Source organism: Pirellulales bacterium (assembly GCA_019694455.1).
GTDB lineage: Bacteria > Planctomycetota > Planctomycetia > Pirellulales > JAEUIK01 > JAIBBY01.
In genome coordinates this window covers 46,367-73,217 of record JAIBBY010000013.1, presented here as the reverse complement: position 1 = coordinate 73,217, position 26,851 = coordinate 46,367, and the positions used below count along the sequence as shown (strand labels likewise).

The 26,851-nt window shown below is 61.4% G+C and carries 19 protein-coding genes; 12 read left to right on the top strand and 7 right to left on the bottom strand.

All coding sequences use genetic code 11. The features are described 5' to 3' along the window. Nucleotides 1-32 precede the first annotated feature (32 nt). The 5 genes from K1X71_07510 (at nucleotide 33) to K1X71_07490 (ending at nucleotide 6,472) form a co-directional block, all read left to right on the top strand. Nucleotides 33-2,615 (top strand): ABC transporter permease subunit, encoded by a 2,583-nt coding sequence (locus tag K1X71_07510; GenBank protein ID MBX7072981.1) that lies wholly within the window; start codon nucleotides 33-35, stop codon nucleotides 2,613-2,615. Beyond that, nucleotides 2,612-4,138 (top strand): phosphate ABC transporter permease PstA, encoded by a 1,527-nt coding sequence (gene pstA / locus K1X71_07505; protein MBX7072980.1) that lies wholly within the window; start codon nucleotides 2,612-2,614, stop codon nucleotides 4,136-4,138. The genes K1X71_07510 and pstA overlap by 4 nt, the downstream gene beginning before the upstream one ends. Nucleotides 4,139-4,277: 139 nt before the next feature. Next, complete coding sequence (gene pstB / locus K1X71_07500) at nucleotides 4,278-5,066, top strand: phosphate ABC transporter ATP-binding protein PstB (GenBank protein MBX7072979.1); 789 nt, start codon at nucleotides 4,278-4,280, stop codon at nucleotides 5,064-5,066. Nucleotides 5,067-5,156: 90 nt separating this feature from the next. Continuing rightward, complete coding sequence (locus K1X71_07495; GenBank protein MBX7072978.1) at nucleotides 5,157-6,179, top strand: sugar nucleotide-binding protein; 1,023 nt, start codon at nucleotides 5,157-5,159, stop codon at nucleotides 6,177-6,179. Nucleotides 6,180-6,292: 113 nt separating this feature from the next. Continuing rightward, nucleotides 6,293-6,472 carry a Flp family type IVb pilin gene (locus K1X71_07490; protein MBX7072977.1) on the top strand — a complete coding sequence of 60 codons (180 nt, stop codon included), beginning with the start codon at nucleotides 6,293-6,295 and terminating at the stop codon, nucleotides 6,470-6,472. Nucleotides 6,473-6,489: 17 nt separating this feature from the next. On the opposite strand, the gene K1X71_07485 is transcribed toward K1X71_07490, so the two are convergent. Then, complete coding sequence (locus K1X71_07485) at nucleotides 6,490-7,026, bottom strand: NUDIX hydrolase (protein MBX7072976.1); 537 nt, start codon at nucleotides 7,024-7,026, stop codon at nucleotides 6,490-6,492. Nucleotides 7,027-7,122: 96 nt separating this feature from the next. Here K1X71_07485 and K1X71_07480 point away from each other — a divergent pair, with 96 nt between their 5' ends. After that, entirely contained in the window at nucleotides 7,123-8,136 is a 1,014-nt protein-coding gene (locus K1X71_07480) for a hypothetical protein (protein MBX7072975.1), read from the top strand. A 30-nt stretch (nucleotides 8,137-8,166) separates the two neighbouring features. After that, nucleotides 8,167-8,652 (top strand): hypothetical protein, encoded by a 486-nt coding sequence (locus K1X71_07475; GenBank protein ID MBX7072974.1) that lies wholly within the window; start codon nucleotides 8,167-8,169, stop codon nucleotides 8,650-8,652. Nucleotides 8,653-8,666: 14 nt separating this feature from the next. On the opposite strand, the gene infC is transcribed toward K1X71_07475, so the two are convergent. The 3 genes from infC to K1X71_07460 all read right to left on the bottom strand — a co-directional run bounded on the left by infC (nucleotide 8,667) and on the right by K1X71_07460 (nucleotide 14,536). Then, nucleotides 8,667-9,218, bottom strand: coding sequence for a translation initiation factor IF-3 (gene infC / locus K1X71_07470; protein ID MBX7072973.1), 552 nt, complete (start codon nucleotides 9,216-9,218; stop codon nucleotides 8,667-8,669). 123 nt (nucleotides 9,219-9,341) lie between these two features. Beyond that, nucleotides 9,342-11,351, bottom strand: a complete 2,010-nt coding sequence (thrS, locus tag K1X71_07465; GenBank protein ID MBX7072972.1) for a threonine--tRNA ligase — start codon at nucleotides 11,349-11,351, stop codon at nucleotides 9,342-9,344. 155 nt (nucleotides 11,352-11,506) lie between these two features. Next, nucleotides 11,507-14,536 carry a redoxin domain-containing protein gene (locus tag K1X71_07460; GenBank protein MBX7072971.1) on the bottom strand — a complete coding sequence of 1,010 codons (3,030 nt, stop codon included), beginning with the start codon at nucleotides 14,534-14,536 and terminating at the stop codon, nucleotides 11,507-11,509. Nucleotides 14,537-14,857: 321 nt separating this feature from the next. Between K1X71_07460 and K1X71_07455 the strand changes: the two genes are divergently transcribed. Further along, entirely contained in the window at nucleotides 14,858-16,093 is a 1,236-nt protein-coding gene (locus K1X71_07455) for a DegT/DnrJ/EryC1/StrS family aminotransferase (protein ID MBX7072970.1), read from the top strand. Nucleotides 16,094-16,270: 177 nt separating this feature from the next. On the opposite strand, the gene K1X71_07450 is transcribed toward K1X71_07455, so the two are convergent. From K1X71_07450 to K1X71_07440, 3 genes are all read right to left on the bottom strand, one after another. After that, nucleotides 16,271-17,611: a PQQ-binding-like beta-propeller repeat protein gene (locus K1X71_07450; GenBank protein MBX7072969.1), complete on the bottom strand. Its 1,341-nt coding sequence runs from the start codon at nucleotides 17,609-17,611 to the stop codon at nucleotides 16,271-16,273. Between the two features lie 14 nt (nucleotides 17,612-17,625). Continuing rightward, nucleotides 17,626-19,032 carry a hypothetical protein gene (locus K1X71_07445; protein MBX7072968.1) on the bottom strand — a complete coding sequence of 469 codons (1,407 nt, stop codon included), beginning with the start codon at nucleotides 19,030-19,032 and terminating at the stop codon, nucleotides 17,626-17,628. A gap of 114 nt (nucleotides 19,033-19,146) precedes the next feature. After that, a complete protein-coding gene (locus tag K1X71_07440; GenBank protein ID MBX7072967.1) occupies nucleotides 19,147-20,073 on the bottom strand; it encodes a hypothetical protein in 927 nt (308 codons plus the stop codon). Between the two features lie 756 nt (nucleotides 20,074-20,829). Between K1X71_07440 and K1X71_07435 the strand changes: the two genes are divergently transcribed. The 4 genes from K1X71_07435 (at nucleotide 20,830) to K1X71_07420 (ending at nucleotide 26,847) form a co-directional block, all read left to right on the top strand. Continuing rightward, a complete protein-coding gene (locus tag K1X71_07435; protein ID MBX7072966.1) occupies nucleotides 20,830-21,609 on the top strand; it encodes a PEP-CTERM sorting domain-containing protein in 780 nt (259 codons plus the stop codon). Nucleotides 21,610-21,824: 215 nt separating this feature from the next. Beyond that, the gene (locus K1X71_07430; GenBank protein MBX7072965.1) at nucleotides 21,825-24,284 is read left to right on the top strand and encodes a PSD1 and planctomycete cytochrome C domain-containing protein; all 2,460 of its coding nucleotides are present in this window, start codon (nucleotides 21,825-21,827) and stop codon (nucleotides 24,282-24,284) included. Between the two features lie 4 nt (nucleotides 24,285-24,288). Then, a complete protein-coding gene (locus K1X71_07425) occupies nucleotides 24,289-25,758 on the top strand; it encodes a DUF1501 domain-containing protein (protein ID MBX7072964.1) in 1,470 nt (489 codons plus the stop codon). A gap of 159 nt (nucleotides 25,759-25,917) precedes the next feature. After that, nucleotides 25,918-26,847, top strand: a complete 930-nt coding sequence (locus K1X71_07420) for a DUF1559 domain-containing protein (GenBank protein ID MBX7072963.1) — start codon at nucleotides 25,918-25,920, stop codon at nucleotides 26,845-26,847. The last annotated feature ends 4 nt before the right edge of the window (nucleotides 26,848-26,851 follow it).

Here is a 26,851-nt window from a genome sequence, read left to right as displayed (position 1 = left end):
AAACCCACACAAACACAATCGCACATTGATCCATGGACCATCCGAGTAGAACAGCCCGCCGCAGTCCGCGACGAGTCACTCGGCCGTACGTCAAATTCACCGACGCTTTGGCTCGGTGGATCATCACCATTGGCGGCGCCGGCTCGATTGCCGCGGTGCTGGGGGTATGCGCCTTTTTGATTTACGTGGTTTGGCCGCTGTTTCTGCCGCCGCGCATCGCCGGCGCGCGCACGGTGAGCGTCAAATGGCAAGCGCCGCCCCCCGCTCGAATTGGCGTGGACGACAACGGGCTGATCGGCTGGGCCGTCGAACCGTCCGGCACATTGCGGGTGTTCAGGTTGAGCGACGGCGCGACGCTCGCGCGACAACCATTGGCGGATGGCGCGGAGTTGACGGCAATATCACCGTCTCGCGCCGGCGAAAACATCTTGGCGCTTGGTTTTGCTGACGGCGCGATTCGTGTTCTTGAAATCGAGTTCACCACTCAAGTTCTCTCCGCAATGGAGGCCGACAAGCTGTTGGTCGACCGTCGGCAATCGGCGTACACATTCCCTTATCTGGATGGCCTGGCCGAGCGCATCGACGAGCGCCAGGCGCGCGTGCATCGTGTTCGCGCGGCGACGAAAGTTGTTGTGCCAGCGCCAATGTCCGCCAGCCCAGTTCGCGTGCTCGATTTGGCCGCCGCGCCGCGCGGTTATCGCCTGGCGTCGCTTGACGATGATGGCGTCTTGCGACATTCGCAACTGAACATCGATGTCAGTGCGGCGAAAAATGACACGCCCGTAGTCAGTCTGGCAGTCAACTATCGCGAGGTTCGCGACGCGCCGCCTGATTTTCTGCTGCTGTCAGACGCCAATCTCTACGCGGTCTGGTCCGACGGCGATTTTGCCCGTTATCACGCTCGGCGCGATACAGCGCGGCTGTTGGAAACAGGCGACCTGGTTGCCGATCGTCAGGCTAGCTTGACGGCGATCAACACGCTCGCCGGCCGTGGAACGCTGATCGTTGGCGACTCGCAAGGCACGCTCTCTGCCTGGTTCTTGACCCGTCCAGAGGGCGGAGGCGCGCTCGACGACGCCAAGCTCACGCTGGCTCGCCAATTTTCGTCTCGCACGCAAGCGGTCACCGCACTTGCAGCCTCACCGCGCAGCCGTCTGTTCAGCGCCGGTTATCAAGATGGCTACGTGCAAGTCATTCAAGCCACCAGCGGCCAGACGCTGGCCGGCGCGGCGCTCGAGAGCGATGCCGCCATTGCCAGCCTGGATATCGGCCCGCAAGAAGATGTGCTGATCGCCTCCACCGCCTCTGGCATTGCTTTGGCCGAACTGGAGCTACATCACCCGGAGGCCACCTTCGCCACCTTGTTTACCCCCGTTTGGTATCAAGATTACGCCGGCCCCGAACAGGTGTGGCAATCGACCGGCGGCAGCCAATCGAACGAACCCAAGTTTGGCGTTATGCCGCTCCTGTTCGGAACAGTCAAAGCCACGGTTTATTCGCTGCTGTTTGGCGTGCCGATCGCCATACTCGCCGCGATCTACACCAGCGAGTTCCTCTCGCGCAAGGCGCGCGCGCGCGTCAAGCCGGCGGTGGAAGTGATGGCGAGCCTGCCCAGCGTGGTGCTCGGCTATCTGGCCGCGTTTGTCATCGCGCCTTTCGTCGCCCGGTTTGTGCCGGAAATCATCGCCAGCGTCATGACGATCCCGTTCGCCTTTCTCACCGCCGGCTATCTCGGCCAACTGCTGCCCGAAAGGTCGTGGTTGTGGTTGCGTCAGTACCGCTTTTTCTTTGTGGTCTTGGTCCTTCCGCTGGGAGTGGCGCTTTCCTGGCTTGTTGGCAAGCCATTGGAGCAACTGCTCTTTGATGGCGACATGCACCGCTGGCTCGATGGCGGTGAAGGATCGACCGTGGGCGGTTGGTTGATTCTCTTGGCGCCGCTCTCGGCGATCGGCGTGGGCTACGTTGTGGCCCGCGAGATAACTCCCCGACTGCGCCGGCTTTCGGCCCACTGGTCGCGCCTGCGTTGCGCCGTCGTCGATCTGGCCAAGTTCATCGGCGGCGTCGTGGTCACGCTGCTAGTCGCGTTTGCATTGGCCCAACTCTTCGATTGGCTGCAATTCGACCCGCGCAACCTCTATCTCGGTTCCTACATTCAGCGCAACGCGATGATCGTCGGCTTCGCCATGGGCTTTGCCATCATTCCCATCATCTACACCATTGCCGACGACGCCTTGGGCAGCGTGCCCGATCATCTGCGCAGCGCCTCGCTCGGCGCTGGCGCCACCCCGCTGCAAACGACGGTGCGGATTGTCATTCCCACCGCGATGAGCGGGCTGTTTTCCGCCGTGATGATCGGTCTGGGACGGGCTGTTGGCGAGACGATGATCGTGCTGATGGCCGCCGGCAACACGCCGATCATGGATTGGAACATCTTCAACGGTTTTCGCACGCTGTCGGCCAATCTGGCGGTTGAACTGCCCGAGGCCGATCAAGGCAGCACGCATTTCCGCGTGTTGTTCCTCACGGCGCTCGCGCTCTTTGCCATGACTTTTGTCGTGAACACCGTGGCCGAAGGCGTGCGGCAGCGGTTTCGCCGGAGGGCTTATCAGCTATGAGCTTTCCGAGCACCAGCGCCACGCCGCTTGCGCCAGAACCGCCGCGACGCGAGCGCTTGTCCGTGCCGCGGCCGCGACGCGGCCGCGCGCAAACCTCGCTATTGGCGCATGGCGAGCCGTTGGTTTGGCTCACCGGTGGCGCGCTGGCCGTGGCCCTGGCGATGATCGCCGGCATGCTGCTGTTGATAGTGGTGGCTGGCATCGCCACCTTTTGGCCGCGTCCTGTCTTCGAGTTGACCATGTCCGACGGCCGGCGGTATCTCGGCGAACTGGTCGAAGCCGAAACAATGGAACTCACGCCGACTGCTTTGGAAAAACTGAATCTCGGCGCCAAGGCGCGCGCGGCGCTGGTGACGCGCGATCGAAAGACAACGCGCACACGCATTCGCACCGGAAACTCATTTGCCTGGATCGAAGATTACCGCTTGAAGCAGGTTTCGCAGCCCAGCTCGGCTTTGGTGATCGAGCGGCTAGCTGGCGGGCGACTATATGGACAACTGACCGCGGCCACCGTGGATGGCAAGGCCGTCGCCACCGGGCCAATCGAAGCCTGGAACTGGTACAGCGAGCGGTCGCACGCTGCCGCTAGCGCGCTCACGCTTGCCACACCGGCGGGCGAGGTCTCCGTGCCCACCAGCCAGATCGTGCGCGCCTATCCTGCCAACCGCTTGAGTCTGGGCAACAAAGTCGGCATCTACTTGTCGCGCTGGTGGGAATTTATCTCCACCGGCCCGCGCGAGGCGAATACCGAGGGGGGCGTGTTCCCCGCCATTGTTGGCACGTTCGTGATGACCGTGTTCATGTCGTTGGCCGTGGTGCCGTTTGGCGTCATGGCGGCGCTCTATATTCGCGAATATGCTCGCGCCGGCTTCGTGGTCAGCCTTGTTCGCATCGCCGTCAACAATTTGGCCGGAGTCCCCAGCATTGTCTTTGGCGTATTTGGTCTCGGGTTCTTTTGCTACATGATGGGCAGCAGCATCGACCAGTTGTTGTTTGCCGATCGCTTGCCGGCTCAGCCAACGTTTGGCAAGGGGGGCCTGCTGTGGGCTTCGTTCACCTTGGCTTTGCTCACCCTGCCGGTGGTCATTGTGGCCACCGAAGAAGCCTTGGCTGCGGTCCCCCGCTCGATGCGCGAAGGCTCCTACGCCTGCGGCGCGAGCAAGTGGCAAACGATCCGCCGGATCGTGTTGCCGAAGGCGATGCCGGGCATCATGACCGGGCTGATCCTGGCCATGGCGCGCGGAGCGGGCGAAGTCGCCCCGTTGATGCTCGTGGGCGTGACCAATCTGGCGTTCGAACTGCCGGTCGATTTCGATTTTCCGTTTGTGCATCTGGACCGCAAATTCATGCACTTGGGCTTTCATATTTACAGCCTTGGTTTTCAGAGCCCCAATAGCGAGGCGGCTCGCCCTTTGGTGTTCACGACTACCTTGTTGTTGATCACGCTTATCGGCTGCCTCAACCTGATCGCGGTCTGGCTGCGCAGTCGGCTGCGCAAGCGTTATGCTCTAGGACAGTTTTAGGAACCCTGCCGTGTCCATCGCGACTGCCGCCGTGTCAGCCACGCAATCCAACTCAGACGACGTCCGCTCCAAGCCGCCAGTCGGCTCGCCGCGACCGCGCGACGGCAATCGCCTGGAAGCGATTTTGCGTGGCGAGAGCGTGCCGACCGAAACGCATGCGGCCGTCGCCAAAGAAGACCCGGTCGTCGAAACCGAGCGGTTCTCGTTGTGGTATGGGCAGAAGCAAGCGCTCTTTGACATCAACCTGATCATTCCGCGCGGCAAAGTCACTGCGCTGATCGGCCCCTCTGGGTGCGGCAAGAGCACGTTGTTGCGCAGCGCGAATCGCATGAACGATTTGATCGACAATGTGCGCATCGCTGGCAAGATGCGGCTCAATGGCGATTCGATTTACGAGCGCAGCGTTGATGTGATTGAACTGCGCAAACGGACGGGCATGGTCTTTCAAAAGCCGAATCCGTTTCCGATGAGCATCTTTGAAAATGTCATTTATCCGCTGCGCATCGACGGCGAGCGGCGGCGTTCGGTGCTCGAAGACGTCTGCGAACAAAGCCTTCGCGGCGCGGCGCTTTGGGACGAGGTCAAGGATCGACTGCAAGAGAGCGCGCTCAGCCTCTCGGGCGGGCAGCAGCAACGATTGTGCATCGCCCGCGCCATTGCCGCCGAGCCCGAGGTGCTGCTGCTCGACGAGCCTTGCTCGGCCTTGGATCCGATCGCCACTGGCAAAGTCGAGGATCTGATCAGCGAACTTCGCGGCGCCTATAGCGTCCTAATCGTGACGCACAACATGCAGCAAGCGTCGCGCACCAGCGACTTCACCGCGTTCATGTATCTGGGCCGGGTGATTGAATACGGCCTCACGCCGGACCTGTTCACTAATCCTCATTTGAAGGAAACCGAGGATTACGTCACCGGACGTTTTGGCTAACAGCGGCGCGGCATTATCTGCTGAAAGCCGCGTTCGACTTCGCTAGAATGCGCGTCTCCATTTCCAACATGAGTCCCCGCCCCGACTGTGATGCGAGCCTCCGTGCTGTCAGAACCTCTGCGTTTGCCGCTGCTGCTAACGGGCATTTCTGGAGTGGCTGGCTATAACGCGCTGCATTACTTTCGGCAGTTGTTTCCCGGGCAAGTCGTTGGCATTCGCCAGCGCAACAACTGGCGTTTGCAGGGCGAAGGCATCGAGATCTGCGATGCCGAGGATGACGACCGGCTAAAAGAACTGTTTCGTCGACATCGCTTTGGCAGCGTGCTCAATTGCGCCGGCAATTGCGCGCTCAAGTCGTGCGAACTCGATCCCGTCATGGCCCGCCGCATCAATGTTGAAGGGCTCGAAAAGCTCTTGCCGTTGGTTGCCGACGCCGACGCGCGCTTTGTGCACCTCTCCATCGACCTGGTCTTTTCCGGCACGCGCGGAGGGGATCATCTCGAACACGACGCGACCGACCCGGTCACCGTGTATGGCAGCACCATGGTCGAAGCCGAAAACCTGCTGCTGCGCTCGTTTCCAGCCGCCTGCGCGCTACGCATCTCGCTGCCGATGGGTGTCAGCTTTAACGGTCATGCCGGCGCGATCGATTGGATTCAGTCGCGCTTCAAGCATGGCCGGCCCGCCACGCTCTATTACGACGAGATCCGCACCCCCACCTACACCGATTGCCTGAACGAGTTGTTTCAACTCGCGCTGGCGCGGCACGACCTGACCGGCCTGTATCATGCCGGCGGTCCCCGCAAACTGAGCCTTTATCAAATCGCTCAGATTGTGAACCGCGTCGGCGGCTATGATCCCGACTGTTTGCGCGGCTGCTCGCGGATCGACGCCGGGCCCCTGCCGCCGCGCGCTGGCGATGTGACCATGGATTCGTCGCGCTTGACCGCGGCGCTGGGGTTCGCCCCCTTCGATCCTTGGCCCGCGCACGACGAGTTGGTCCCCGATCATCAGCAATGGCACTACGATCGGCCCACGGGCGAAATTGGGTCGCCGGCGCGCCTGGCGGAGGTGTTGTATCGCAATCCGCGCCGCGGACATTGCGCCGCTTGATGTGAGTTGCGAGCCAGTTTGACTCCCTACGGATCGTGACCTACGTTTTCATTGCAGCAAAATGACACTCGTTCGCGCAATAAGCGCGGCGTGTTTAGCAATAGGTTACTGCCATGAAAGCGTTCAAAAAGTTCGCGTCGGAAACCGACGCCGCCACCGCGGTCGAATACTCGGTGATGCTGGCGCTGATATTGATGGCCGTTTTCGGAACGGTCGCCACCATGGGTCAGCAACACGCCAGTACCTGGGGAACGATCGTCAATAGCCTCACGGCGAATGGCGTCGGCAGCTAGCAGCTTGTCGACGCGGTCTACGTGCTGTCTGCCTGCGACTTTCCAAACGTCGCGTAGTAGAGCAGCGCCACCAGCGTCTTGGCGTCTTGAATTCGCCCGTCGCGCGTCATCGTCATCGCATCGTCCAGAGTCGCGATGATCGGTTCAATCCGCTCGCCGACATCCAGCGTCTGATCTCCCGGCGAAAGCTCTGTCGCCAGATACAAGTGCATTCGCTCCTTGAGAATCCCCGGCGACATCCAAAACTCGTGCAGCTTGGTCATCTGCCCCGCCCGGTAGCCAGTTTCTTCCCGCAATTCCCGCCGGGCCGTGACGTCGGCAGATTCGCCGGGCTCCAGGGTTCCGGCTGGCAGTTCGACTAGCACCTGATTGACAGCGGCACGGTGATTGCGAATCAGGCAAACTCGGTTCCCTTCCAGCAATGGCAGAATGCAGACGGCGCCCGGATGCTCGATGATCGCCCGCGAGTGCTCCCCCCCTCCAACGCGATATGTTCTTTCGAACACGTTGAATCGCGGCGTGGACAGGAGCAGTCGATCTGGAGCCATGTCCAATTCCTTGGTTTGCTTAGCCGCGCGGTGGTTGGTAATATAGCGCGCAGGTCTAATCCGCCGGAACTCCCGAAGACACATTCCTTTCCACTTCGGGTTATGCGTGACGTTTCAAGCTGGAATATCTATCTTCATCGCATCGCGGGCGTCAGGATTCGGCTGCATGCCTTCTTCCTGCTGCTGATCGTGTTGTGCGTTGCCGCGCGCGAGTGGATACCGTTGTGGTACAGCTTTAGCGCGGTCGGGGTGCTTTTCTTCAGCGTGGTCTGGCACGAGCTGGCGCGCTGCTTTGCCGCCTACAAGAGCGGCTTGGCCGCCGAGCAGGTGTTGCTTTGGCCATTGGGTGGCCTGACGGCCGTCGCGGCGCCGGTCGCCGATCCGCGCCAGGAATGGCCGACAGCCGTCGCTGGGATTCTGGCCAACCTGGCAGTCTGCGCCGTCCTGCTGCCCGTCTTCCTGATGCTCGGATTGACCTCTTGGCTGCAACTGAATCCGTTGACGTTGCCAGTCCGGGGTGACCAACTCAACTGGCAGACCGCCGCGGCGCTCGTGTTTTGGGTCAATTGGGGGCTGGTGCTGGCGAATCTACTGCCGGCCTACCCCTTCGACGGCTCGCGAATGCTCCGCGCAGCGCTTTGGCCGCGACTGGGATATCGCTCGGCCGTATTGCAGGTGGCGCGCGCCACGCGGGCCACGGCCTTGCTGTTATTGTTGTTGGGATTGGCTGTCAGCGAGCGCTATCCCGTGGCGCTGGTGGCGCTGGCGCTGTTGTCTTTGTTTCTGTTCTTTGGCGCGCGTAACGAGGTCGATCGGCTGCAAGAGCCCGAGCTTGACGACGGTGTGTTTGGCTACGACTTTTCCCAGGGGTATACGAGCCTCGAACACGCGGCCAGCGCCGCCAACCCCAAGCTAGGCGCGCTGCGGCGTTGGCTGGCGCAGCGGCGCGAAAACCGCCTGCGCCGCCGCCGCGAACAAGAAGAGCTCGAAGAACTGCGCATGGACGAAGTGCTCGCCCGATTGCACGAACTGGGCTACGAGCGGCTGTCGATCGAAGATCGCCATCTTTTGCAACGCGTGAGCAGCCGCTATCGCAATCGGCACCGCTTGCCATAACGGCCCACGCCTGCGCCCGGGATTGTCGACTTGGCCCGCATCGAACAACGCCGCGAAGATCTGTTCGCCGAAGCGACCGCTTACGAGGTGCGCGCCGAGCTTTCCTTGCCGGACTTTGCGGAAATGGTATTCGTCGGTTTTCGGGCCGACGGCGCCGGCAGTCTCTATTTCGGCGAATCGCCGGTTTACCATTTCAACCGGCATGGCGAACTTCGGCGGGCTTTTGCCGACGGCCGCCTGTGGAAGGCGGATCACGGGCGCATCGCCTCGCTCACGCGCAATCGGTCCAACGCCGCCAGCGAGTTGGCGCGGCATGACCTGACGGAGCCGGAGCAAACAGAGTTTCTCACGCGCTGCGAGAGCAGTTTGAAAGTGTTGTTTCAACAGCTCGCTGCTGGGAATGCGCGTGTGGCGAGGCAGTATCCACTCAACGTGGATTTGCTCACAAAGATCGCGAACTGGCTGCAGCGGCTTACGCCGGTCCGTGTGGCCGCTGCGCCGCATGTCACCAGATAATCGCCGCGCCACGCCTACTTGGGCGCCAGGATGGTCGTGATGCGACGCCCTTGCTGATTGGGTGGCGCCTCCACGCGACCAACGTCCTGCAGGCGATCGATGATTTGCCGCACTACGCGTTGGCCTTCCTCGATGTGCGCCATCTCGCGACCACGAAACACCACGGACACAATCACCTTGTCCTTGTGCGACAGGAACTCGCGCGCCCGATTCACCTTGACCTCGATGTCGTGCTCGTCGGTCTTGGGCCGAACGCGAATTTCCTTGATCTTGCTCTGGTGAGAGTGCCCCTTGTGCTGGCGCTTCTTCTGCTGGTACTTGAATTTTCCGAAGTCCATGATGCGGCAAACGGGTGGGCGCTCGTTGGGAGCGACTTCCACCAAATCCGAATCCGCCTCGCGGGCCAACCGCATCGCTTCGTCGGTCGTCAAGATTCCGAGTTGCTCGCCCGTGGCGCCGATGACGCGCACCGGCGAAATGCGGATTTGCTCATTGATTCGTTGGCTGCGTTCGATTGCTGCGTTCCTCCAAGAGACTTCTGATGGGTCGAAACGGGCGTTCCGCATTGTTTGCGGAACCTGTCCGTTCGACGTCCCAGCGACGTGCAGTTCAACGCGAAATATTTACCCACAATGCCTTGCGCGTCAACTACTTCACTCTACGCTGCTCTAAGGGCCCAAGCTGGCGACCTAGTACTCGGCGGCGGCTTCGCCCCCCGCGTGGCCCGGCGTAAAACTCGATTTTACCACTTGCCGCACGGTCTTTTCCGCGATTTCCTGCTGGAATTTCTCAATCGCCGCCTCGACGCCAAGCTGCCCCAAATCCCCGGTGATTCGGTCGCGCACCGCCACGGCGCCCTGCTCCATTTCGCGACCGCCGATCACCAGCATGTACGGGACTAGCCGCAACTGCGCATCGCGAATCTTGGAGCCAATCTTCTCGGCGCGATAGTCGCCTGTCACGCGCAGGCCGGCCATTCGCAGTCGCTGTTCAACGCCGCGCGCGTACTCTTCGAACTTCTCGCTCACCGACAGCACGCGGACCTGCTCGGGCGCCAGCCACAGAGGGAAGGCCCCCGCGTAGTGCTCAATAAGCACCCCAATAAAGCGCTCCATCGATCCGAGCGGCGCTCGATGTATCATCACCGGGCGATGCGGCGTATTATCGGCGCCCACATACTCCAGGTCGAAACGCTCGGCGCTAGGTAACTGATAGTCGAGTTGCACGGTGCCCAACTGCCATTCGCGTCCCAGGCAGTCGGTGACGACGAAGTCGGCCTTGGGACCATAAAACGCCGCCTCCCCTCGCTCGACATCCAAATGAGGCAGATTCATCGAACGGCAAACCGACTCCAGCGACGCTTCGGCGCGCTGCCAGGCCTCGGCGCTGCCCACGTATTTGTCGCTCGCCGGGTCGCGAAAGCCGAGTCGCACGCGATAGTCGTCCAGTCCCAGGCACTTGAGCACAAATTGAGTCATTTCCAGGCAACCGCGAAATTCGTCGGCCACCTGATCCTCGGTGCAGAACAAGTGCGCGTCGTCTTGCGTGAAACCGCGCACGCGCGTCATGCCCCCCAGCTCGCCCGATTGTTCGTAACGGTACACCGTGCCAAATTCAGCCAACCGCAGCGGCAAATCGCGATAGCTCCGCGGCCGTGATTTGTAAATCATGATGTGATGCGGACAGTTCATCGGCTTGAGCAAATAGCTCTCGTCGTCGCTCATCACGATCGGCCGAAACTGGCTATCGGCGTAGTACGGAAAGTGTCCGGAAGTCTTGTACAGCTCGATGCGGCCGATATGCGGGGTGTACACCGGTTCGTAGCCGCGTTTGATCAGCTCTTGCCGCACGAAGTTTTCCAGCTCGCCGCGGATCACGGCGCCGCGTGGCAGCCAGAGAATCAAGCCCGACCCCACCAGCGGGTTGACCGAAAACAACTCAAGCTGCTTGCCGAGCACGCGATGGTCGCGACGCTTCGCTTCTTCCAAGCGTTCGAGATGCGCCTGCAACTCTTCCTTGCTGTGCCAGGCGGTGGCGTACAGCCTCTGCAATTGCTGTCGAGACGAATCCCCTTTCCAATACGCGCCGGCGACCGATAGTAGCTTGTAGGCGCCGATCCGTCCGGCACTTGGCACATGCGGTCCGCGGCACAAATCGATGAATTCCCCCTGCCGATAAAACGACAGAGTGGAATCGTTCGCCAAACCGGTCTGGATGTGCTCCACCTTCAAACTTTGGCCCAAATCTTCACATAGCGCCGTTGCCTTTTCTCGCGGCTCCACCAGTCGCTCGAAGGGCTCATCGGCTTTGACGATCTTGGCCATTTCCGACTCGATGGCCGGAAAATCCTCCTCGGTGAGCGGATGCTCCAATTGAAAGTCGTAATAGAACCCGTGATCGATCGCCGGTCCAAACGCCAACTGAGTTCCTGGGAAGAGTCGCATCACGGCCCGCGCCATCACATGCGCGCATGAGTGCCGCATTACAGCCAACGATTCGGCGTCCTTTTTGGTCAAGAGCCGCAGCCGCACGTCGCCCGACTCGGGCAGCCAACTGTCGGCGCCAACGATTCGGTCATCGACCATCGCGGCCAGCGTGTCTTTGGCCAGCCTCGGCCCAATTTCGGCGGCTACATCGATCGGCCGCACGGGTTGTTGATATTTACGAGTCGAACCATCGGGCAATTGGACGCTGAGCATAACTCCTCGAAGACGCACGATGCGATTCAGCTAGCGGCCGCCGCCGTCTGCGTCGAATACAAACCGACGCCAAGACCGGTGCTCATCTGCCGAACGCGCGGGACTTTTGCAAAGATACGGAATTTCTGCCCGTTGCGGCAAGAGCAGCGGCACAGTTAGCGCCGGTAGGGTTCGGATTGCTCATATTGGCGCTGCCGCTGCTCGATCTGAGCCGCCAATGCCGTATTGCCGGCGGCGCGGGCAAGTTCCGCCGCTTGGCGGGCGGCGCGTGCCGCGTCTTCGAATCGGCCACTGGCCGCCAGCGCCGCCGCTAGCGTATCCATCCGGGCCGGGTTTTTGTTCGCTGCCGCGAGCGACGTCTCGGCTAGGCGTACCGGATCGTCGCTCGCGCGCACTACCTCGTTGGTGGTCGTGGCCAGCAACCAAGCCAGATCGTTCGCCACTTCGGCGTTTCCTGGCTCGATCCGCATCACCTCGCGGTAGTGCCGCGCCGCATCCTCATCGCGCTTCATCTTCATTTGTTGTCGAGCGATGGCCAAATGCGCTGCGGCATGATCGGGGTGCAACTCGATTGCCTTTTCAAGCTCTGCGAGCCCATCTTCTGGTCGCTGTTGTTCGATTCGAACCAGTCCCAAAAAGAAATGCCCCTGCGCGTGCTGCTCCTCCGGGCCGTCGATCAGCATCTGAAATTGCTTGACGGCGGAGTCGTAAGCTTGCATGCGAACATAATAGGGGCCGAGTCGACGCACCGCTTCAACTCGCCGAGTGGGCTCGCGTTCAATGCACCATTCGAACTCCCGCTCAGCCTCAGCGGGGCGATCGAGAGCCAATAGCACTTTGGCCCGCTCCCACCGCGCGGGAATGAATCCGGGACTTATCTCGTCGATCAAATAATCCAGATCGGCAAGGGCTCCCGCCTCGTCGCGCAGGGCGCGCCGCAAGCCGCTCCGCCAGTAGTAGCCCCAGGCATTGCGAGGGTCAGCAGCAATCGCGGCGCTAAAATCGGCAAGCGCTTCGCGTGGCCGATTCTGCGCGGCTTGAACTCTACCGCGCTCGGTCAGCGCGGCGGAATGGCTCGGACGCAGCGACAGCGTCAGTTGCAGATCGGCCATGGCGCCCGCGAGGTTGCCCAGGTCGCGGCGCGCGATCGCCCGTTCATAATAGGCGTCCACAAAAACGCCGTTCTCTTGGATCGCGGCGTCGAAATCGGCAAGCGCCCCAGGCAAGTCTCCCTTGAGCTTGCGATAAAGCGCGCGCTGGTAGTAATAGTAGTGACGCTTCTCGGGCGCCACCTGTTCGATCTTGGTGTAGTTGGCCAGAATATCGACCGCGGCGCCATCCGCAGTGGGCGTTTCCCCCAGTTCTGCTGGTGTTGCGTCGCGAATCATGCCCAGCGTGCCAGCCATCATTTCGTCCCAAGTCTGATGGCCATAGGTCACAATTTTTTCCGCGTCTGGATTGCGCAGATTCTCGGTCGAGTTGTCGAACGTCGCCAGGCAATGCAACCGCGTGCCGAGCGGCATTCGCTTCGGTTGCTTGAAAATGTAGATCGTTTGCCAATCGAAATCGTAGCGCGGAATGTCGAGCAGAATCTCACGCTCGCCATTGGGATAATGCGCCTCGAACCGAAAGCTCTTGCCGCGCAAATGCATGTGGGCATTGAGCCACTGCATTTCGCTGTCTTGCTCCACAGTGTGCCAGGCTTCGATTGGCCAGTCCGATGCGGCTGCCGGAATCGCGAACTCGGTGTTGGTCGCCAGGGCGTTGCCCCAGCGCCGTCGTGATTTTGATTCCGCCGGTTTGTCCGCGGCAAACCGTAGCGCGATGCCGCTGCGATCGTGCTGCTTTACGCCGCCCGGAGTGTAGTGCATTTCGAACACCAATTCCCAGCCAGCGGGCGCCAGGATCGCCGCTTCGTCTTCTGGCTGTTCATTAGCCTCGCTGTGCCCTACGGACGGTTGCTCTGCCTCTGCCGCCTGCTCATCCGCCGCCAAGAATCCCGATATATGCGCGCCAGGCACGTAGCCGCCGATCTCGGTCACCTTGCCTTGCGTCCGCAGACTAAAGAAGTCGCCGGGCGGCTTTAAAAAGACCGCCATGTGATGCACCACGCGGCGGGCGTTCGGCCGCGCTTCGGTGGCCACAATCCATTTGTCCTCAGTCCAGCCCGGGTTGACGACAAAGTATTGATAGTCCAGGTAACCTTCGGAGGGGATCTCGAATGGCTCTTCTCGAATGTAGACCACTTGGTCTGGATCGGTCATTTGCCAGCCCTCGGGAAAGTCCACCGGAGGCGGCGCCTCGCTCGGATCACCCTCGGGGCAACTAGCGGCCACCCAGTCGTTGATTTGCTTCTTTTCCGTTTCTGTCAGGCGAACATCGTTCACGAACTCGCCGTATTTCGGGCTGGCGTGCCAGGGCGGCATGCGATTCTGATTCACGACTTCGCGAATCATTCCCCCCCAGCCCAGTGTGTCTTCGTAGGTCAACAATGGAAATGGCCCGATCTGATTGGGCCGGTGACATTCCTGGCAGCGGCGCTGAAAGATGCGCGCAATGTGCTTCGACCATGTCGTCTCGCCCTCCTCCTCGGCCGCGGTGATCCGGCCAATGATGCAGCCCGATGGTTCGGAACGCGGCGCGCTGACTACCTTGCCGGTAAGCGCTTCCTGAACCGCGATCCGCAGATCTTGGCGATTAGGGCTGGGCCGCTGAAAGTTCACGCCGCGTTCGATGCCAAACTGGTCGTCAATGCGCCCCGAGTAGCAAACGCGGCGGGCATCATCGAGTAGGAACACTTCGGGAGTGCGCTTGGCGCCTAGCTGATCGGCGACCAAGTTCCCGGCGTCGCGCAAGATGGGAAACGGCGGCGCATGCGCGGAGACGAACTCGGCTATGTCTTCCGGCGTGTCTTGTTGGTTCGAATCCACACCGATCAGCGCCACTCCTTGCGGCGCGAACTCCTCCGCCAGACGCTTCAATCGCGGCATGTACAACCCGACCAAAGGGCATTCGGTTCCCACGAATACGACGGCGACCAGTCTGCGATCGCTCACATCGGCGAGTGACCACTTCTTGCCGTCGGGACCAAGCAAGGTGAAATCGGCGATCTGCTTGCTGGCAGTCGGCGCGCGGGTCGCGTCCGGCTCGGCTTGAGCCGCTATGGGCTTCGCGCTCGCAAGCAATGTTTGCTCTTCGGCTTCGTCGCAGCCGGCTAGCAAGAAGCAAGCGAGAAGTGGCAGGCAAAATCTCATTGCTAGCAAAAATGAGGCAAAGACAGTGTGCTATCAGGAAACTGCGAACCATTCGAGTCTAAGAGGCCGAATCGCTGCCGGCAATTGTCAGCGATCCGGCATAAATCCGCTTGGCTGAACTTCCTATTTTCGCCGAATTACGGTGGCCTCAGCCCATATTGACGCAAAAGGACGTGCGACCTAATGTTCGCGACCGATATCGGCGTCAGGACTTGATGGGTCCACGCGCCATCCAAGACTAAGGGAATAGTCATGAATTCGCAGCATTCGTCGGCCGGTTCAGCAGCGGTGCCTTTGTTCGATCTGCAACGTCAACACACCGCGCTGCGCGACGAGATTCGGGCGGCCGTGATGCAAGTCTGCGATTCCACTCGCTTTATCTTTGGACCCGAATGCCAGCAACTCGAAGAGCAGGTGGCCTCCTATTCGCAGGCCCGATATGGCGTGGCTTGCGCCTCGGGCAGCGACGCCTTGCTCTTGGCGCTAATGGCCTGCGACATCGGCCCTGGTGACGACGTGCTGGTGCCCAGTTACACCTTCTTCGCCACCGCCAGCGCCGTCTGGCGCTTGGGCGCGCGGCCTGTCTTTGTCGATATTGACCCCGATACCTACAACATCGATCCCCAGTGCGTAGCCGCCGCCGTCACGCCACGCGCCAAAGCGATCATTCCGGTCCACTTGTTTGGTCAATGCGCCGATATGGACGCCATTTTAGCTGCGGGGCGCAACTATGGCCTCACTGTCATTGAGGACGCCGCCCAGGCCATCGGCGCCGAGTATCAAGGCCGACGTGCGGGATCGATGGGGCACATGAGTTGCTTCAGCTTCTATCCCACCAAGAATCTCGGCGGCGCCGGCGACGGCGGCATGCTGACCACCAACGACGAAATCCTGGCGGCCAAACTGCGTCTACTTCGGGGGCATGGCATGGAGCCGCGCTATTACCATCAAGTAGTTGGCATCAACAGCCGCCTCGATTCGCTGCAGGCGGCGGTGCTCAACGTCAAGCTGCCACATCTCGATGCCTGGACCGAATTGCGCGCCGGGAACGCCCGTCGTTATGAGCAACTGTTCACGGCTCACGGTCTAGAGCGATTTCTCTCACTCCCCACAGTCGCGCCGGCACGGCGTCACGTTTGGAATCAATATGTGGTTCGCGTGGCGGGTGGCAAACGCGACGCGCTCCGCAAGCACCTGACCGATCGCAAGATCGGCACGGAAATCTATTATCCGTTGCCGCTGCATCAGCAGGCCTGCTTCGCCAGCCTGCAAGCAACGACCGGGCCGCTACCAGAAACCGAGCGCGCCGCTCGCGAGACTTTGGCGCTGCCAATCTTTCCCGAGTTGCAATCGGTCGAGCAGGACGCGGTGGTCGTCGCCATCGCCGATTTCTTCGGCGCTGCCCGACCCGCCGGCGGCCACTCGATCCCCCGGCCCAAGCATCTCGCGCCCTCGCCGGTGCGGCAGAATCATCCGGAACGCCGCTAAGAACAGTGGTATTTAGCAGCGGTGTCAGGCAATAGTGGGCGCACCAAGAAGTTGCGCCGCGGTTCGAAGGATCGCTTGGTGCGTGAGTGCGTTCATTTCTAGTTCAGCAGAATACGTAGCAAGGGCGATTCTTGTTGCGTCCGTTCGGCGCAGATCGGGAATTGGTCGCCAGCTAAACTAGCGCTTGGTGGCGGGAACTCGTCGCTGACCGACTGGCGCCAGCGCCTGAACACGGCGCACGCCCGATTCTTGCCGCGCGGAACGTTGCTGCTGCGCCACGTTGGGCCCCGCGGCCTGCGCGTCGCGGATGCAGTACACCGCCTGATCGGTGCGTAGATAAATGGCCCCCTCCGCCACCGCTGGGGAAGCCAACGAACGTCCTTCCAAGTCGCTGACAGCGAGTTCTTGATACTTGGGGCCAGCGGCCAGCACCGTCGTTGTTCCCTCTTCGTTCAACAGATAAATCCGTCCAGCAACTTGGATCGGCGATGCCGAGTATTCCCCCATCAGGCGATGTCGCCACACCTCGCGGCCAGTTTTCGCCTGAATGCAGGTGGCAATGCCGCGGTCGCTCACCAGCAAAAGCATGTCGTCGAATAGCAGCGGCGAAGGCGTGAAGGGCACGCCGCGCCGAAAGGTGCTCGCCACGTGTGTGTCGGTCACGTCGCCAGCGCCGTCGATGCGGATGGAATACAATGTTGGATTCCAGTAGCCCGAACAGATATGGACCAGGCCATCGGCGAATACGGGACGCGGGATGACCGAATGTCCCTCGTATCGGCAGCGCCACAGTTCAGCGCCCGTCCGAGGGTCATAGGCAAAAACACCGTCGCCACCGCTGGAGATGATCTGCTCGCCTGCCTCCCAGCGCACCGCAAGGGGCGTGGAATAAGCGTTCTTGCCTTGTCGCGGTGAACGCCACACCTCGCGACCGGTGCGCTTGTCTAGCGCCACTACGGCCTGTGTATCGAGTCCGTCGCAATTCAGAATCAGCAAATCGCGCCACACGATCGGCGATCCGCCGGGACCGTGATGCTGGTCGTAGTTGAGTTGCGTGCGCCAAACCACTTCGCCCGACCGGTTGAGGCACGCCGTGCCTTGCGCCCCAAAATGAACGTACACCTGATCGCCGTCGATCACCGGCGTCGGCGAGGCATGGCTGTTCTTGGCGTTGATCCGCCCCAGGTCGGGCTTGTGAAACACCTCCACGTCGCGCAAAAGTTCGCCGTTTCGCGCATCGAGCGCGATCGCCCGCAACGAACCCTCGTCTTCAATCGCCGTAGTGATCCACACCATCCCGCGCGAGACCACGGGCGACGACCAGCCGAGACCGGCAATTTCGGCCCGCCAGGCAATGTTTTGCGATTCGCTCCACTGCACCGGCGCTTGCGGCCCGGCGGAATGTCCTTGCCCATCCGGTCCGCGAAATTGAGTCCAATCATCCGCCACTGCTGGCGCTGGCCAACCAACGGCCGCCGCGCAGAGCCAGCAAAACACAGGCGCCGCAATCGATCGCATTCGCGAAGTCGTCTTCACCGCATAATCTCCATTTCAGGCCGGGCCGACGCCAACCGCCCGACTGCCTCGGGTGTGGTATGCGTGCCGCGTAGATCAAGCACCGCCAGGTGGCGAACATTTGCCAGTTCGCCGAGCGCGGCGTCGGTGATCTCGGTTTCCTTGAGCGACAACCGCGACAACCTTGGCATCCGCGCGATTTGTCGCACGCCTGCGTCGCTAATTCTTGTGCCGCGCAGACTCAATGCCATGAGTTGTGGCGCACGGGCTAGATATTCCATGCTTTCATCCGTCACATCGGTGCCATCGAGCACCAGCCATGCCAGCCGTCGACAGGTCGCCAATCGGGCCGCTCCGGCATCGGTCACACGCAAATTCGTCAGGTCTAGCCGATCGAGCAGCGGCATGCGGCAGAGGATTTCGACGCCAGCATCGGTCACTTGCGTATCGGAGATCTTGAGGCCCGCCAACCTCGGCAAACGAGCCAGTTGCGCCATGCCGGCATCGCTCAGATCGGTCTGCTCGATTTGCAACTCGTTCAGTTCCTTCAGTGAGGCAAGCGCCCCAAGGCCGGCATCGCTGATCGCGTTGTAACCAAGTCGCAGATTCTGTAACTCGCGCAGTGACGACAAGGCTGCAAGTCCTTCGTCAGTCAGGCCGGCGTCGCTGGCGTGCAGCACCTCAAGATGCGGCAGCGCGGAGAGCCTTGCCAGCCCCTCGTTTCCGATCGTGGTCCAAGACACGTTCAGATATCGCAAATCGGATAGTCGCGCCAGCGCGTTCATGCCTTCGGCCGTTACCCGAGTGTCGTGCAGCGTTAGCGCCGTGAGACCAGGCAACTTGAGCAGCGACAGCAGGCCGGCGTCGCCGATTCGCGTTTGCTGGAGTTTGAGGACTTCCAGTTCGTTCAGCCCGGCAAGTTGCTCCAGTCCGACGTCGGTGACGTTGGTCAGTCCCAATTCGAGCCATCGCAAGCGTGGAATTCGGCGTAATTCGGCCAGTCCTTCGTCGCCGCCGTTCCAATGCGCCACGCTGAACTTTCGCCCCAACGCGTCGCGCTGGGTCGATAGGTCCGCCGGCGCGGCGAGTGGACCTTTCGTCCCATCTGCGGGGCCAAGTCCTTCACGCTCGGTCGCCCAAAATTCCAGTGCGGTTTGCCCCCCGCCATTGCCAGGACGCAGTAGCGCCGAGGCCCCTTCCAAAGCGTCCTTCCAGCCTGCGGAAACTCGCATCAGAGCGGATGGCCGCTGCTCGACCGTCGCTGGCCGCTCAAAGGTTGCTCGCCGCCCAGGATAAGCGCGCGGCGCGTTGTGCGCCGCGGCGCGCTGCGAGGCGCCTTGCGCTCGGCAATCGCTGCCACCAATGCACGTCAGCGTAAATAGCGCCGCCGCGGCGGCGATTCTGTGGAACCAGCGTCCTTGCATGGTCTTGGCCCTCCATCAGTCGGTCTGGGCCTCGGCGGCGAAGCCGCCGGGGGCGGCCCAGAGTAGCCAATGCTCGGCGCCAAAGTCCAGGCGAGTACGATGGCGCGCGGCGTGCTAGCGCGCGCTTGCTGGCTGACGTCGCTTTGCTCGAAAACGCGCCGCGATCAGCAGCGCGGCCAGCGTGCCCAGCACGCCACAGCTCGGCTCAGGCACAGGCAGCGCGCCGGCCGCCGCCGAGTTGAAGTGATCTGCCCACAAAGTATAGTCGGCGCCGTCGACGATGCCGTCGCAATTGAAGTCGCCATCGCGAAACTTGCCCGCCTGCTGTAAGTGGTCGGCCCACGCGGTGTAGTCGGCGCCATCGACGACGCCATCCAGATTGGCATCGCCTACATAAGCCTGTGCAACGCCGCGCGCCATTCGCTCGGCTAGCCAATCGTAGCCCGGCCGACTCCCATCAGGCGCTCGCCAATACAGATGCACATATCCCGGCGTTTGGCCATTGTCGCTATACCAAGATTGCCAATTAGCCTGTTGCTGAATGGCCGAGTAGTTGTCCAGATAGACATAGCCGCGCTGCGCCGCCTGCGCCTGAAGCCACGGATGGTAGAGCGTGCGCAGCCGTTCGTCCCCTACGGCGTAGCGCGGATAACCATCGTAAGGCAGGATCGGCAAGTTGGAACCAATCACCACTCGCACTCCCGCTGCGTCCAGGCGATCAAAAGCTCCGGAGATCAAAGTTTGATATTGCGGAAACCAATCGTCCGATTGCAAAGCGTCGTTCGTCCCGAGCATGAACAACACCAAATCGGCCTGCAGTTCAATCGCGTCGGTGGCAAAGTCGTGTGCCCGCGGTGGAGTCGTCGCAAGATCAACATCGACGCCTGCGTATACTTTGCTCGTCGCGCCGCCGCTGGCTAACTTCAATGCCGAGGCATCGACACCTAACCGAGTCAACATCGCCTGCAAGCGGTCGCCATAGGCCGCTGATTGCGAATCACCGGTGGCGACCACGGTCGCCGCGCGCGCGGAGGCGGCCATAGCGCAATACGCGATCACAGTGAACCATCTGTTCCGACAAGACATTACTTCATCGTAACAACTGCGATGCAGTAAAGTGCCGAATGAATAGCACCCAGTTTGGCGAACTGGTTTTGCCATTTTGGTCGCGTGAATCACCCACAAAACCGCTTGAAATCACCGCAAAAATGCCCTGCAAGTTCGATTTGTGGATTTTATCAAAAAAGTGCTTGCATTCTGGAACGACCGATTTACTCTGTTACCAGTGCCCCCCAATTTGCGGGGGCGCCCGACAGGCCCTGGTAACGCTAATGACGGTGAGTTGAGAGCCGAAATTCGAATGGATAGGTCGTACTGTTGGCGACCTGACCGCCTGTCCTGATCCATTCGCTTCTTCATCGGCTCGGTCCGGCAACTATTGCTCGGGCATTGACCTCACCCCCCGCAGTTCGCGCAACGATGAGTTGCTGTGACATAGCGGTTCGGTCATGGCGCCTGCGATCTTGTTGATTGCACAGTTCCTGCTTGGGCAATTCGTTTCGGTCACGCAACTCTCCGTCTGCACGTGAACAGGTCACTGCCAGACTCGACTGGAAGCGGTCGAGGGGTCAGTCAACCAAATTTTGCCGCGATCGACATGCGATCGCGGTTCACGCACAGAAGGGAGAGATGCCAGTGATGACGAACAAGTTGAATGCTCTTGCAGGTCGCTGCGCGACCGTTGCTCTATCCGCGATTGCGCTGCTTGCGCTCGCGCAACCGACTCAAGCCGCCCGCATGGCGCTGGGAGTCGACTCCGCTCAAAGCAACTTCACCGCGAAGCTGACTTTCTTTGCGGACATTCCTTTGCTCGGTCACTACGATCTGAGCACTCCGGCGGTAAACGCCACACCTCAGGGCGCGGCGCCGGCGATCAACGCGGTTCCGCCCGCAACCCTTGGCTTCTTGGGCGACTTGCTCACCAGCGGCCCGCAACCCGGCACGCCAGGGCAACTCACCAGCCTCGGCGGCGGATTCACGTTTATCGACATTGTGCAGACCCTCAATGGTCCCAACATTCCGTTTGTCGGCGGCGGCAGCGTCACCCTCGGATTGGTGGCCCCACATATCACCATTGCCGATGGCGACAGCTACCTGCCCGTCGCCGCGGGAGTTGGCACGGGCACATATGATTTCAGTGGACTCGACCTGACGCTCAGCGGCGGCAATTTCAGCTACAGCTCGTCGGGCTACCTGAACTTCATTGGCAGTGACTCGATTAACTTTTTGACAAACGCGGCCACGGTTACGTTGCCCAACGGGTCGCTCGGCTCGATCGCGCTTGGCAATGGCCCGCCGGGCGCTCAACCAGTCACCCTCACGCTGCCGCTCAATGTGACGGTGCCGCTCTTTAGCGTAGGCGACACCACCCTCGGCGCCGGCATCAACGCTGTGTTTGGCGGCACTGTGGTCTTCACCGGCATTTTGGTCCCCGAGCCGGGATCGATCGTACTGCTCGGCGTCGGCCTGTTTGCGGCATTGCCCTTGGTACGCCGTATGAAGCGCCGCTCCGCCTAGCGCCGCTTACTGCTTCGCTGGAATCTCTGGCACTGGTTCAAGAATCTCAAGGTTCTTGAACCAGTGCTTTTTTGTTGCGTGGGCGTCGGCACTTGCGGCCATTGCGCATACGGCCGATACGCGCGAATGCTTGTTACTGAGGTTGTCAGCCGAGTATCCTGACGGTTTCGGTCCGACAGATACGAATCGTGACTGCGACGATGAATATTCGCGCCATGGCGATGTTGACGCTAGTCGTACTCGTCGCGCCGCGCGCTGGGGCCGTAGGCGCCGACTCAGTCGATTTTGTGCGCGATGTGCGCCCCATCCTGGCGCGGAACTGCCTACAGTGCCACGGTCAGGACGAAACCACTCGCCAGGCTGGGCTGCGACTCGATACCGCCGCCAGCGCCACGCTCGAGCTGGAAAGCGGGCAACGCGCGATTGTGCCCGGCAAGCCGGACGAAAGCGAGCTTTTGGCCCGTGTGTCGGCGAGCGATACATCGCTGGTCATGCCCCCCGCCGATCTTGGCAAGCGGCTCACGGCGGCCGAGATCGAAACTTTGCGCGCCTGGATCGCCAGCGGCGCGCCGTTCACCAAGCACTGGGCCTACGTCAAACCAGAGCGACCACCACTACCGGTGGTGCGCGACACCCAATGGCCGGGTAACCCAATCGACCAATTAGTGCTTGCCAGATTGGAACGCGATGGACTAGCGCCATCGCCCCCCGCCGATCGGGCGACGCTGCTCCGACGCTTGTCGCTCGATCTGACCGGCTTGCCGCCATCGCCAGAGGAGACCGAGACCTTCGTCAACGATACCCGCCCAGCAGCCTATGCCGAGCAGGTCGATCGTTTGCTCGCAAGCCCTGCCTTCGGCGAGCGCTGGGCGGCGGTGTGGCTCGATTTGGCGCGCTACGCCGATTCGCAGGGATACGCGCCCGACGGACCGCGCACGATCTGGCGCTGGCGCGATTGGGTCATTGGCGCCTTGAACGAAAACATGCCGTACGACGACTTCACCATTGCCCAATTGGCGGGCGACCTGCTGCCAGATGCCACGCCCCAACAAATATTGGCCACCGGCTTTCATCGCAACACGCAGGTTAATACCGAAGGGGGAGTTAATCCCGAGGAGTTCCGCCACGCCGCCGTCGTCGATCGCGTGAACACCACCTTCGCTGTTTGGATGGGAACAACTTTTGCTTGTGCCCAATGCCATTCGCACAAGTACGATCCCTTCACGCAGCGCGAATATTACCAGATTTTTTCGATCTTCAACCAAACCGACGACTTCAAGACCGACGATCCCGTGATGGAACTGGCCCATGTCGGTCGCGAGGCCGACTATGCGCGATTGAAGGCGGAAGTGGCTGCGGCGCAGGCCCTGTGGGACGAAGCGACCGGCCAGCGCGACGCCAAACAAGCCGAATGGGAAGAAACGATCCAGCCGGCGACGCTCCCCCCCGAAATTGTCGCGTTGTTCGCCATGCCCGCGGAAAAGCGCGACCAAAAGCAGCAAGATCAACTGCGCGACTTCCATCGCGCTCTTTCTAGCGAGTGGAAAGCGCTCGATCAGCGATTGAAATCGCGCCAGGCCGAGTTGGCGCCAATCAGCACCACCGTGCCGATCCTGCGCGACGGCACTCCCCGCGACACCTTTGTTTACATCCGCGGAGAGTTTCAAAGTCCCGGTGAGCCGGTCGTGCCAGGCGTACCCGCCGCCCTCCATCCCGCGCCCTCCGGCGTCAAGCTCGACCGGTTGGGCCTAGCCCGCTGGATAGTCGACGCCGAAAATCCGCTCACCTCTCGCGTGGCCGTGAATCGACTCTGGCAAGAGTTGTTTGGCATCGGGCTGGTGGAAACCGCCGAGGAGTTTGGCACGCAAGGCGATCCGCCGTCGCACCCCGACTTGCTGGATTGGCTGGCTGTGGAGTATCGCGAGAGCGGCTGGGACACCAAGCAGATGCTCAAGCTGCTGGTCACCTCCGCGACCTATCGCCAGTCTTCGCGAGCAAACCATGATGCGATCCAGCGCGACCCGCACAATCGACTGCTGTCGCGCGGTCCGCGCGTGCGCCTCTCCGCCGAGATGATTCGCGATCAAGCGCTTGCCGCAAGTGGCTTGCTCAGCGCCAAAATGTACGGACCACCGGTCCAGCCGCCGCAGCCATCGCTTGGATTGGCGGCTGCCTTCGGCGCCAGCACCGATTGGCAAACCAGCGCGGGCGACGAGCGCCACCGCCGCGCCATTTACACTCGGTGGCGGCGCAACCTGCCGTATCCGTCGATGGTGGCCTTCGACGCGCCGGAGCGCAACGTGTGCTCCCTGCGGCGGATTCCCACCAATACCCCACTGCAAGCGCTCGTCACGCTCAATGACCCGGTATTTGTTGAATGCGCGCAAGCGCTGGCGCGCCGCGTGATGGCCGAGGCTGATGTCCCTGCGGCCCGTGCTCGCCGCGCTTTTGCCCTGGCGGTTGGCCGCCCGGCGACTCCCCAAGAGGCCGCGCAACTGGTCGCGCTTTACGAGCGATCGCATACTCAACTCGCCAACGAACCCGCCAAGGCAAATGCGCTAGCGACCGATCCATTAGGGCCACTGCCTGCCGAGATTGCCCCAGCGGAGGCGGCGTCGTGGACCGTGGTGTCGAATGTGGTGTTGAATCTCGACGAGACCTTAACCAAGCCGTAATGCGATGGAACTAGCGTCTGCGGAAAACGTGTTGCTGCATCGAACCCGGCGCCACTTTTTGCGCGACTCGGCGCTGGGTCTAGGGAGCGTGGCGCTCGCCTTGATGGACGGTGTGCCAGCGCCAGCGGCCTCGCCGTCCGCGGCGCACGATAACAATCCCTTTCTTCCCAAGCCGGGACATTTTCCGGCCCGCGCCAAGAGCGTCATCTTCTTGTCCATGTCGGGCGGCCCGCCGCATCTGGATCTCTTCGACTACAAGCCCGAACTGGTCAAACGCGACGGCCAGGATTGCCCCGAGTCGCTCACCAAAGGCAAACAGTTCGCGTTCACCAGCGGCACTCCAAAACTCTTGGGCACGCGGCAGAAGTTTGCGCAGCATGGCGATAGCGGCGCGTGGCTGTCGCAAGCATTGCCTCGGCTGGCCAGTGTCGTGGATGAATTGACGATTGTCCGTTCGGTGTGGACCGAACAATTCAATCATGGTCCGGCCGAGTTGCTCTTCTACACCGGCTTCCCTCGCGCGCAAAACCGCGCGTCGATCGGTTCGTGGGTCACCTACGGACTTGGTTCCGAAAGTCGCGACCTGCCGGGTTACATCGTCTTTGTCTCCGGCAATTCGCTGCCCAGCGCCGGTAAGGCTGCCTGGGGAAGCGGCTTTCTGCCATCGGTGCATCAAGGCGTGCAATGCCGCACCGGCGGCGATCCCGTGTTGTATCTTTCCGATCCGCCCGGCATGGATCGCGCGCTCCGCCGCGCGAGTCTCGATACGCTGCGCGATCTCAACACCATCGCCGCAGAAGAGACGGGGCACCCCGAAACCGCCACGCGCATCGCGCAATATGAGTTGGCGTTTCGCATGCAGTCGGTCGTGCCCGAAACAATGGACATCGCTCAAGAATCGGCTCAGGTGCTCGCGGCGTACGGCGCGCAGCCGGGCGCGGCCAGCTTCGCCAACAATTGCCTGCTAGCGCGGCGACTTGTCGAGCGCGGCGTTCGCTTCGTGCAACTGTTCGATTGGGGCTGGGACTTCCATGGCACCAATCGAGAGCAGGAAATTGAAGCCGGTCTCATTGAACGCTGTAAATCGATGGAGCAAGCCGTCGCCGCGTTGATCCTAGACCTCAAGCAGCGCGGGCTATTGGACGAGACGTTGGTGGTATGGACTGGCGAGTTTGGACGCACTCCATTTCGCGAGGGACGCACCAAAGACGGCAAGCTGCTGGGCCGCGATCATCATCCGTACTCGAACAGCATGTTCATGGCCGGGGGCGGTTTGCGACGCGGAATCACGTATGGCGCGACCGATGAACTGGGTTGGGCGCCGGTGGAGAATCCGGTCCATCCGCACGACCTGCAAGCGACGATGCTCCATCTGCTCGGACTCGATCACACCCGGCTAACCTATCGCTTTCAGGGTCGCGACTACCGCTTGACCGACGTTCGTGGCGAGGTAATTCACGACCTCATCGCTTAAGCTGCGGGTAATGATTTGTGCGACAACTGCGACAAGATCGTCAGTGCGGAAATAGAAAAGGCCGAATTCTCTGCGAATTTGCGCCGGATGCTGTTTCCCCCGGCGCTGCGGACGTCTTAAAATCTCGGTGCGATGGCATTCCGTAACCGTGGATTTTCGTTGATCGAATTGCTGGTGGTGCTTGCTATCATCGGCGTTTTGATCGCATTGCTGTTGCCAGCGGTTCAGGCGGCGCGCGAATCGGCCCGATTAACAGAGTGTCGCAACCATCTCAGGCAGTTGGCGCTCGGAATGCTTAACCATCACCAGCGACAAGGGCATTTTCCCACCGGCGGGTGGGGAATGGCGTGGCCGGGCATGCCCGAGCGAGGGTTTGACCAGCGCCAACCCGGCGGCTGGGTCTACAACCTGCTACCCGATATCGAAGCGCAAGACCTGCACGACCTGGGGCGTGGCGCGAATGCCGGCGAGCAATGCCAGCTTAGCGCCAAGCGATTGGCCACGCCGCACGGTCTGTTGAACTGCCCCTCGCGACGCTCCGCAGAAACGTGGCCCACCACCGAAAGACGCGCCCACTTGCGCCAACCCCGTGGAACCGACCCGGTGTTCGAAGTCGCCCGAGCCGACTATGCGGGCAATGGCGGCGACGTGTATCCGTCGGCGATTGATGGCCCGCTGACGCTTGAGGAGGGAGACAGCGCTTTCCACTGGCCCAACACGCGCGCCATCACGGGGTTGTTTTGCGTGCGCAGCCAATACAGCCTGAACCACGTCGCCGATGGCGCGTCGACGACTTACCTGCTCGGCGAGAAGTACTTGCCGCCAGACGAGTACTTCACCGGCGCCGATCCCGGCGACGACGAAAGCATGTACAACGGGTTTTGCGTCGACACGAATCGCTTTGGATTCGAACCTCCGCTGCAAGACACGTTGGCGTTGCGAAAACCTCAGGCGTTCGGCAGCGCGCATCCGGCCACGTGCAACTTCGCCTTGTGCGACGGCTCGGTTCAGGCCGTCGACTATCAAATTGACGCTGACATTCATCGCGCCTTCTGCAACCGCACCGATTCGGACCCGCTGGAACCTTAGTTTC

Excerpts from the sequence above, each read along its gene's own strand:
- K1X71_07510 (MBX7072981.1), top strand. The coding sequence starts at position 33 with ATGGACCATCCGAGTAGAACAGCCCGCCGCAGTCCGCGACGAGTCACT.
- pstA (MBX7072980.1), top strand. The coding sequence starts at position 2,612 with ATGAGCTTTCCGAGCACCAGCGCCACGCCGCTTGCGCCAGAACCGCCG.
- K1X71_07495 (MBX7072978.1), top strand. The coding sequence starts at position 5,157 with ATGCGAGCCTCCGTGCTGTCAGAACCTCTGCGTTTGCCGCTGCTGCTA.
- K1X71_07490 (MBX7072977.1), top strand. The coding sequence starts at position 6,293 with ATGAAAGCGTTCAAAAAGTTCGCGTCGGAAACCGACGCCGCCACCGCG.
- K1X71_07480 (MBX7072975.1), top strand. The coding sequence starts at position 7,123 with ATGCGTGACGTTTCAAGCTGGAATATCTATCTTCATCGCATCGCGGGC.
- infC (MBX7072973.1), bottom strand. The coding sequence starts at position 9,218 with ATGCGGAACGCCCGTTTCGACCCATCAGAAGTCTCTTGGAGGAACGCA.
- thrS (MBX7072972.1), bottom strand. The coding sequence starts at position 11,351 with ATGCTCAGCGTCCAATTGCCCGATGGTTCGACTCGTAAATATCAACAA.
- K1X71_07455 (MBX7072970.1), top strand. The coding sequence starts at position 14,858 with ATGAATTCGCAGCATTCGTCGGCCGGTTCAGCAGCGGTGCCTTTGTTC.
- K1X71_07450 (MBX7072969.1), bottom strand. The coding sequence starts at position 17,611 with ATGCGATCGATTGCGGCGCCTGTGTTTTGCTGGCTCTGCGCGGCGGCC.
- K1X71_07445 (MBX7072968.1), bottom strand. The coding sequence starts at position 19,032 with ATGCAAGGACGCTGGTTCCACAGAATCGCCGCCGCGGCGGCGCTATTT.
- K1X71_07440 (MBX7072967.1), bottom strand. The coding sequence starts at position 20,073 with ATGGCCGCCTCCGCGCGCGCGGCGACCGTGGTCGCCACCGGTGATTCG.
- K1X71_07435 (MBX7072966.1), top strand. The coding sequence starts at position 20,830 with ATGGCGCTGGGAGTCGACTCCGCTCAAAGCAACTTCACCGCGAAGCTG.
- K1X71_07430 (MBX7072965.1), top strand. The coding sequence starts at position 21,825 with ATGGCGATGTTGACGCTAGTCGTACTCGTCGCGCCGCGCGCTGGGGCC.
- K1X71_07425 (MBX7072964.1), top strand. The coding sequence starts at position 24,289 with ATGGAACTAGCGTCTGCGGAAAACGTGTTGCTGCATCGAACCCGGCGC.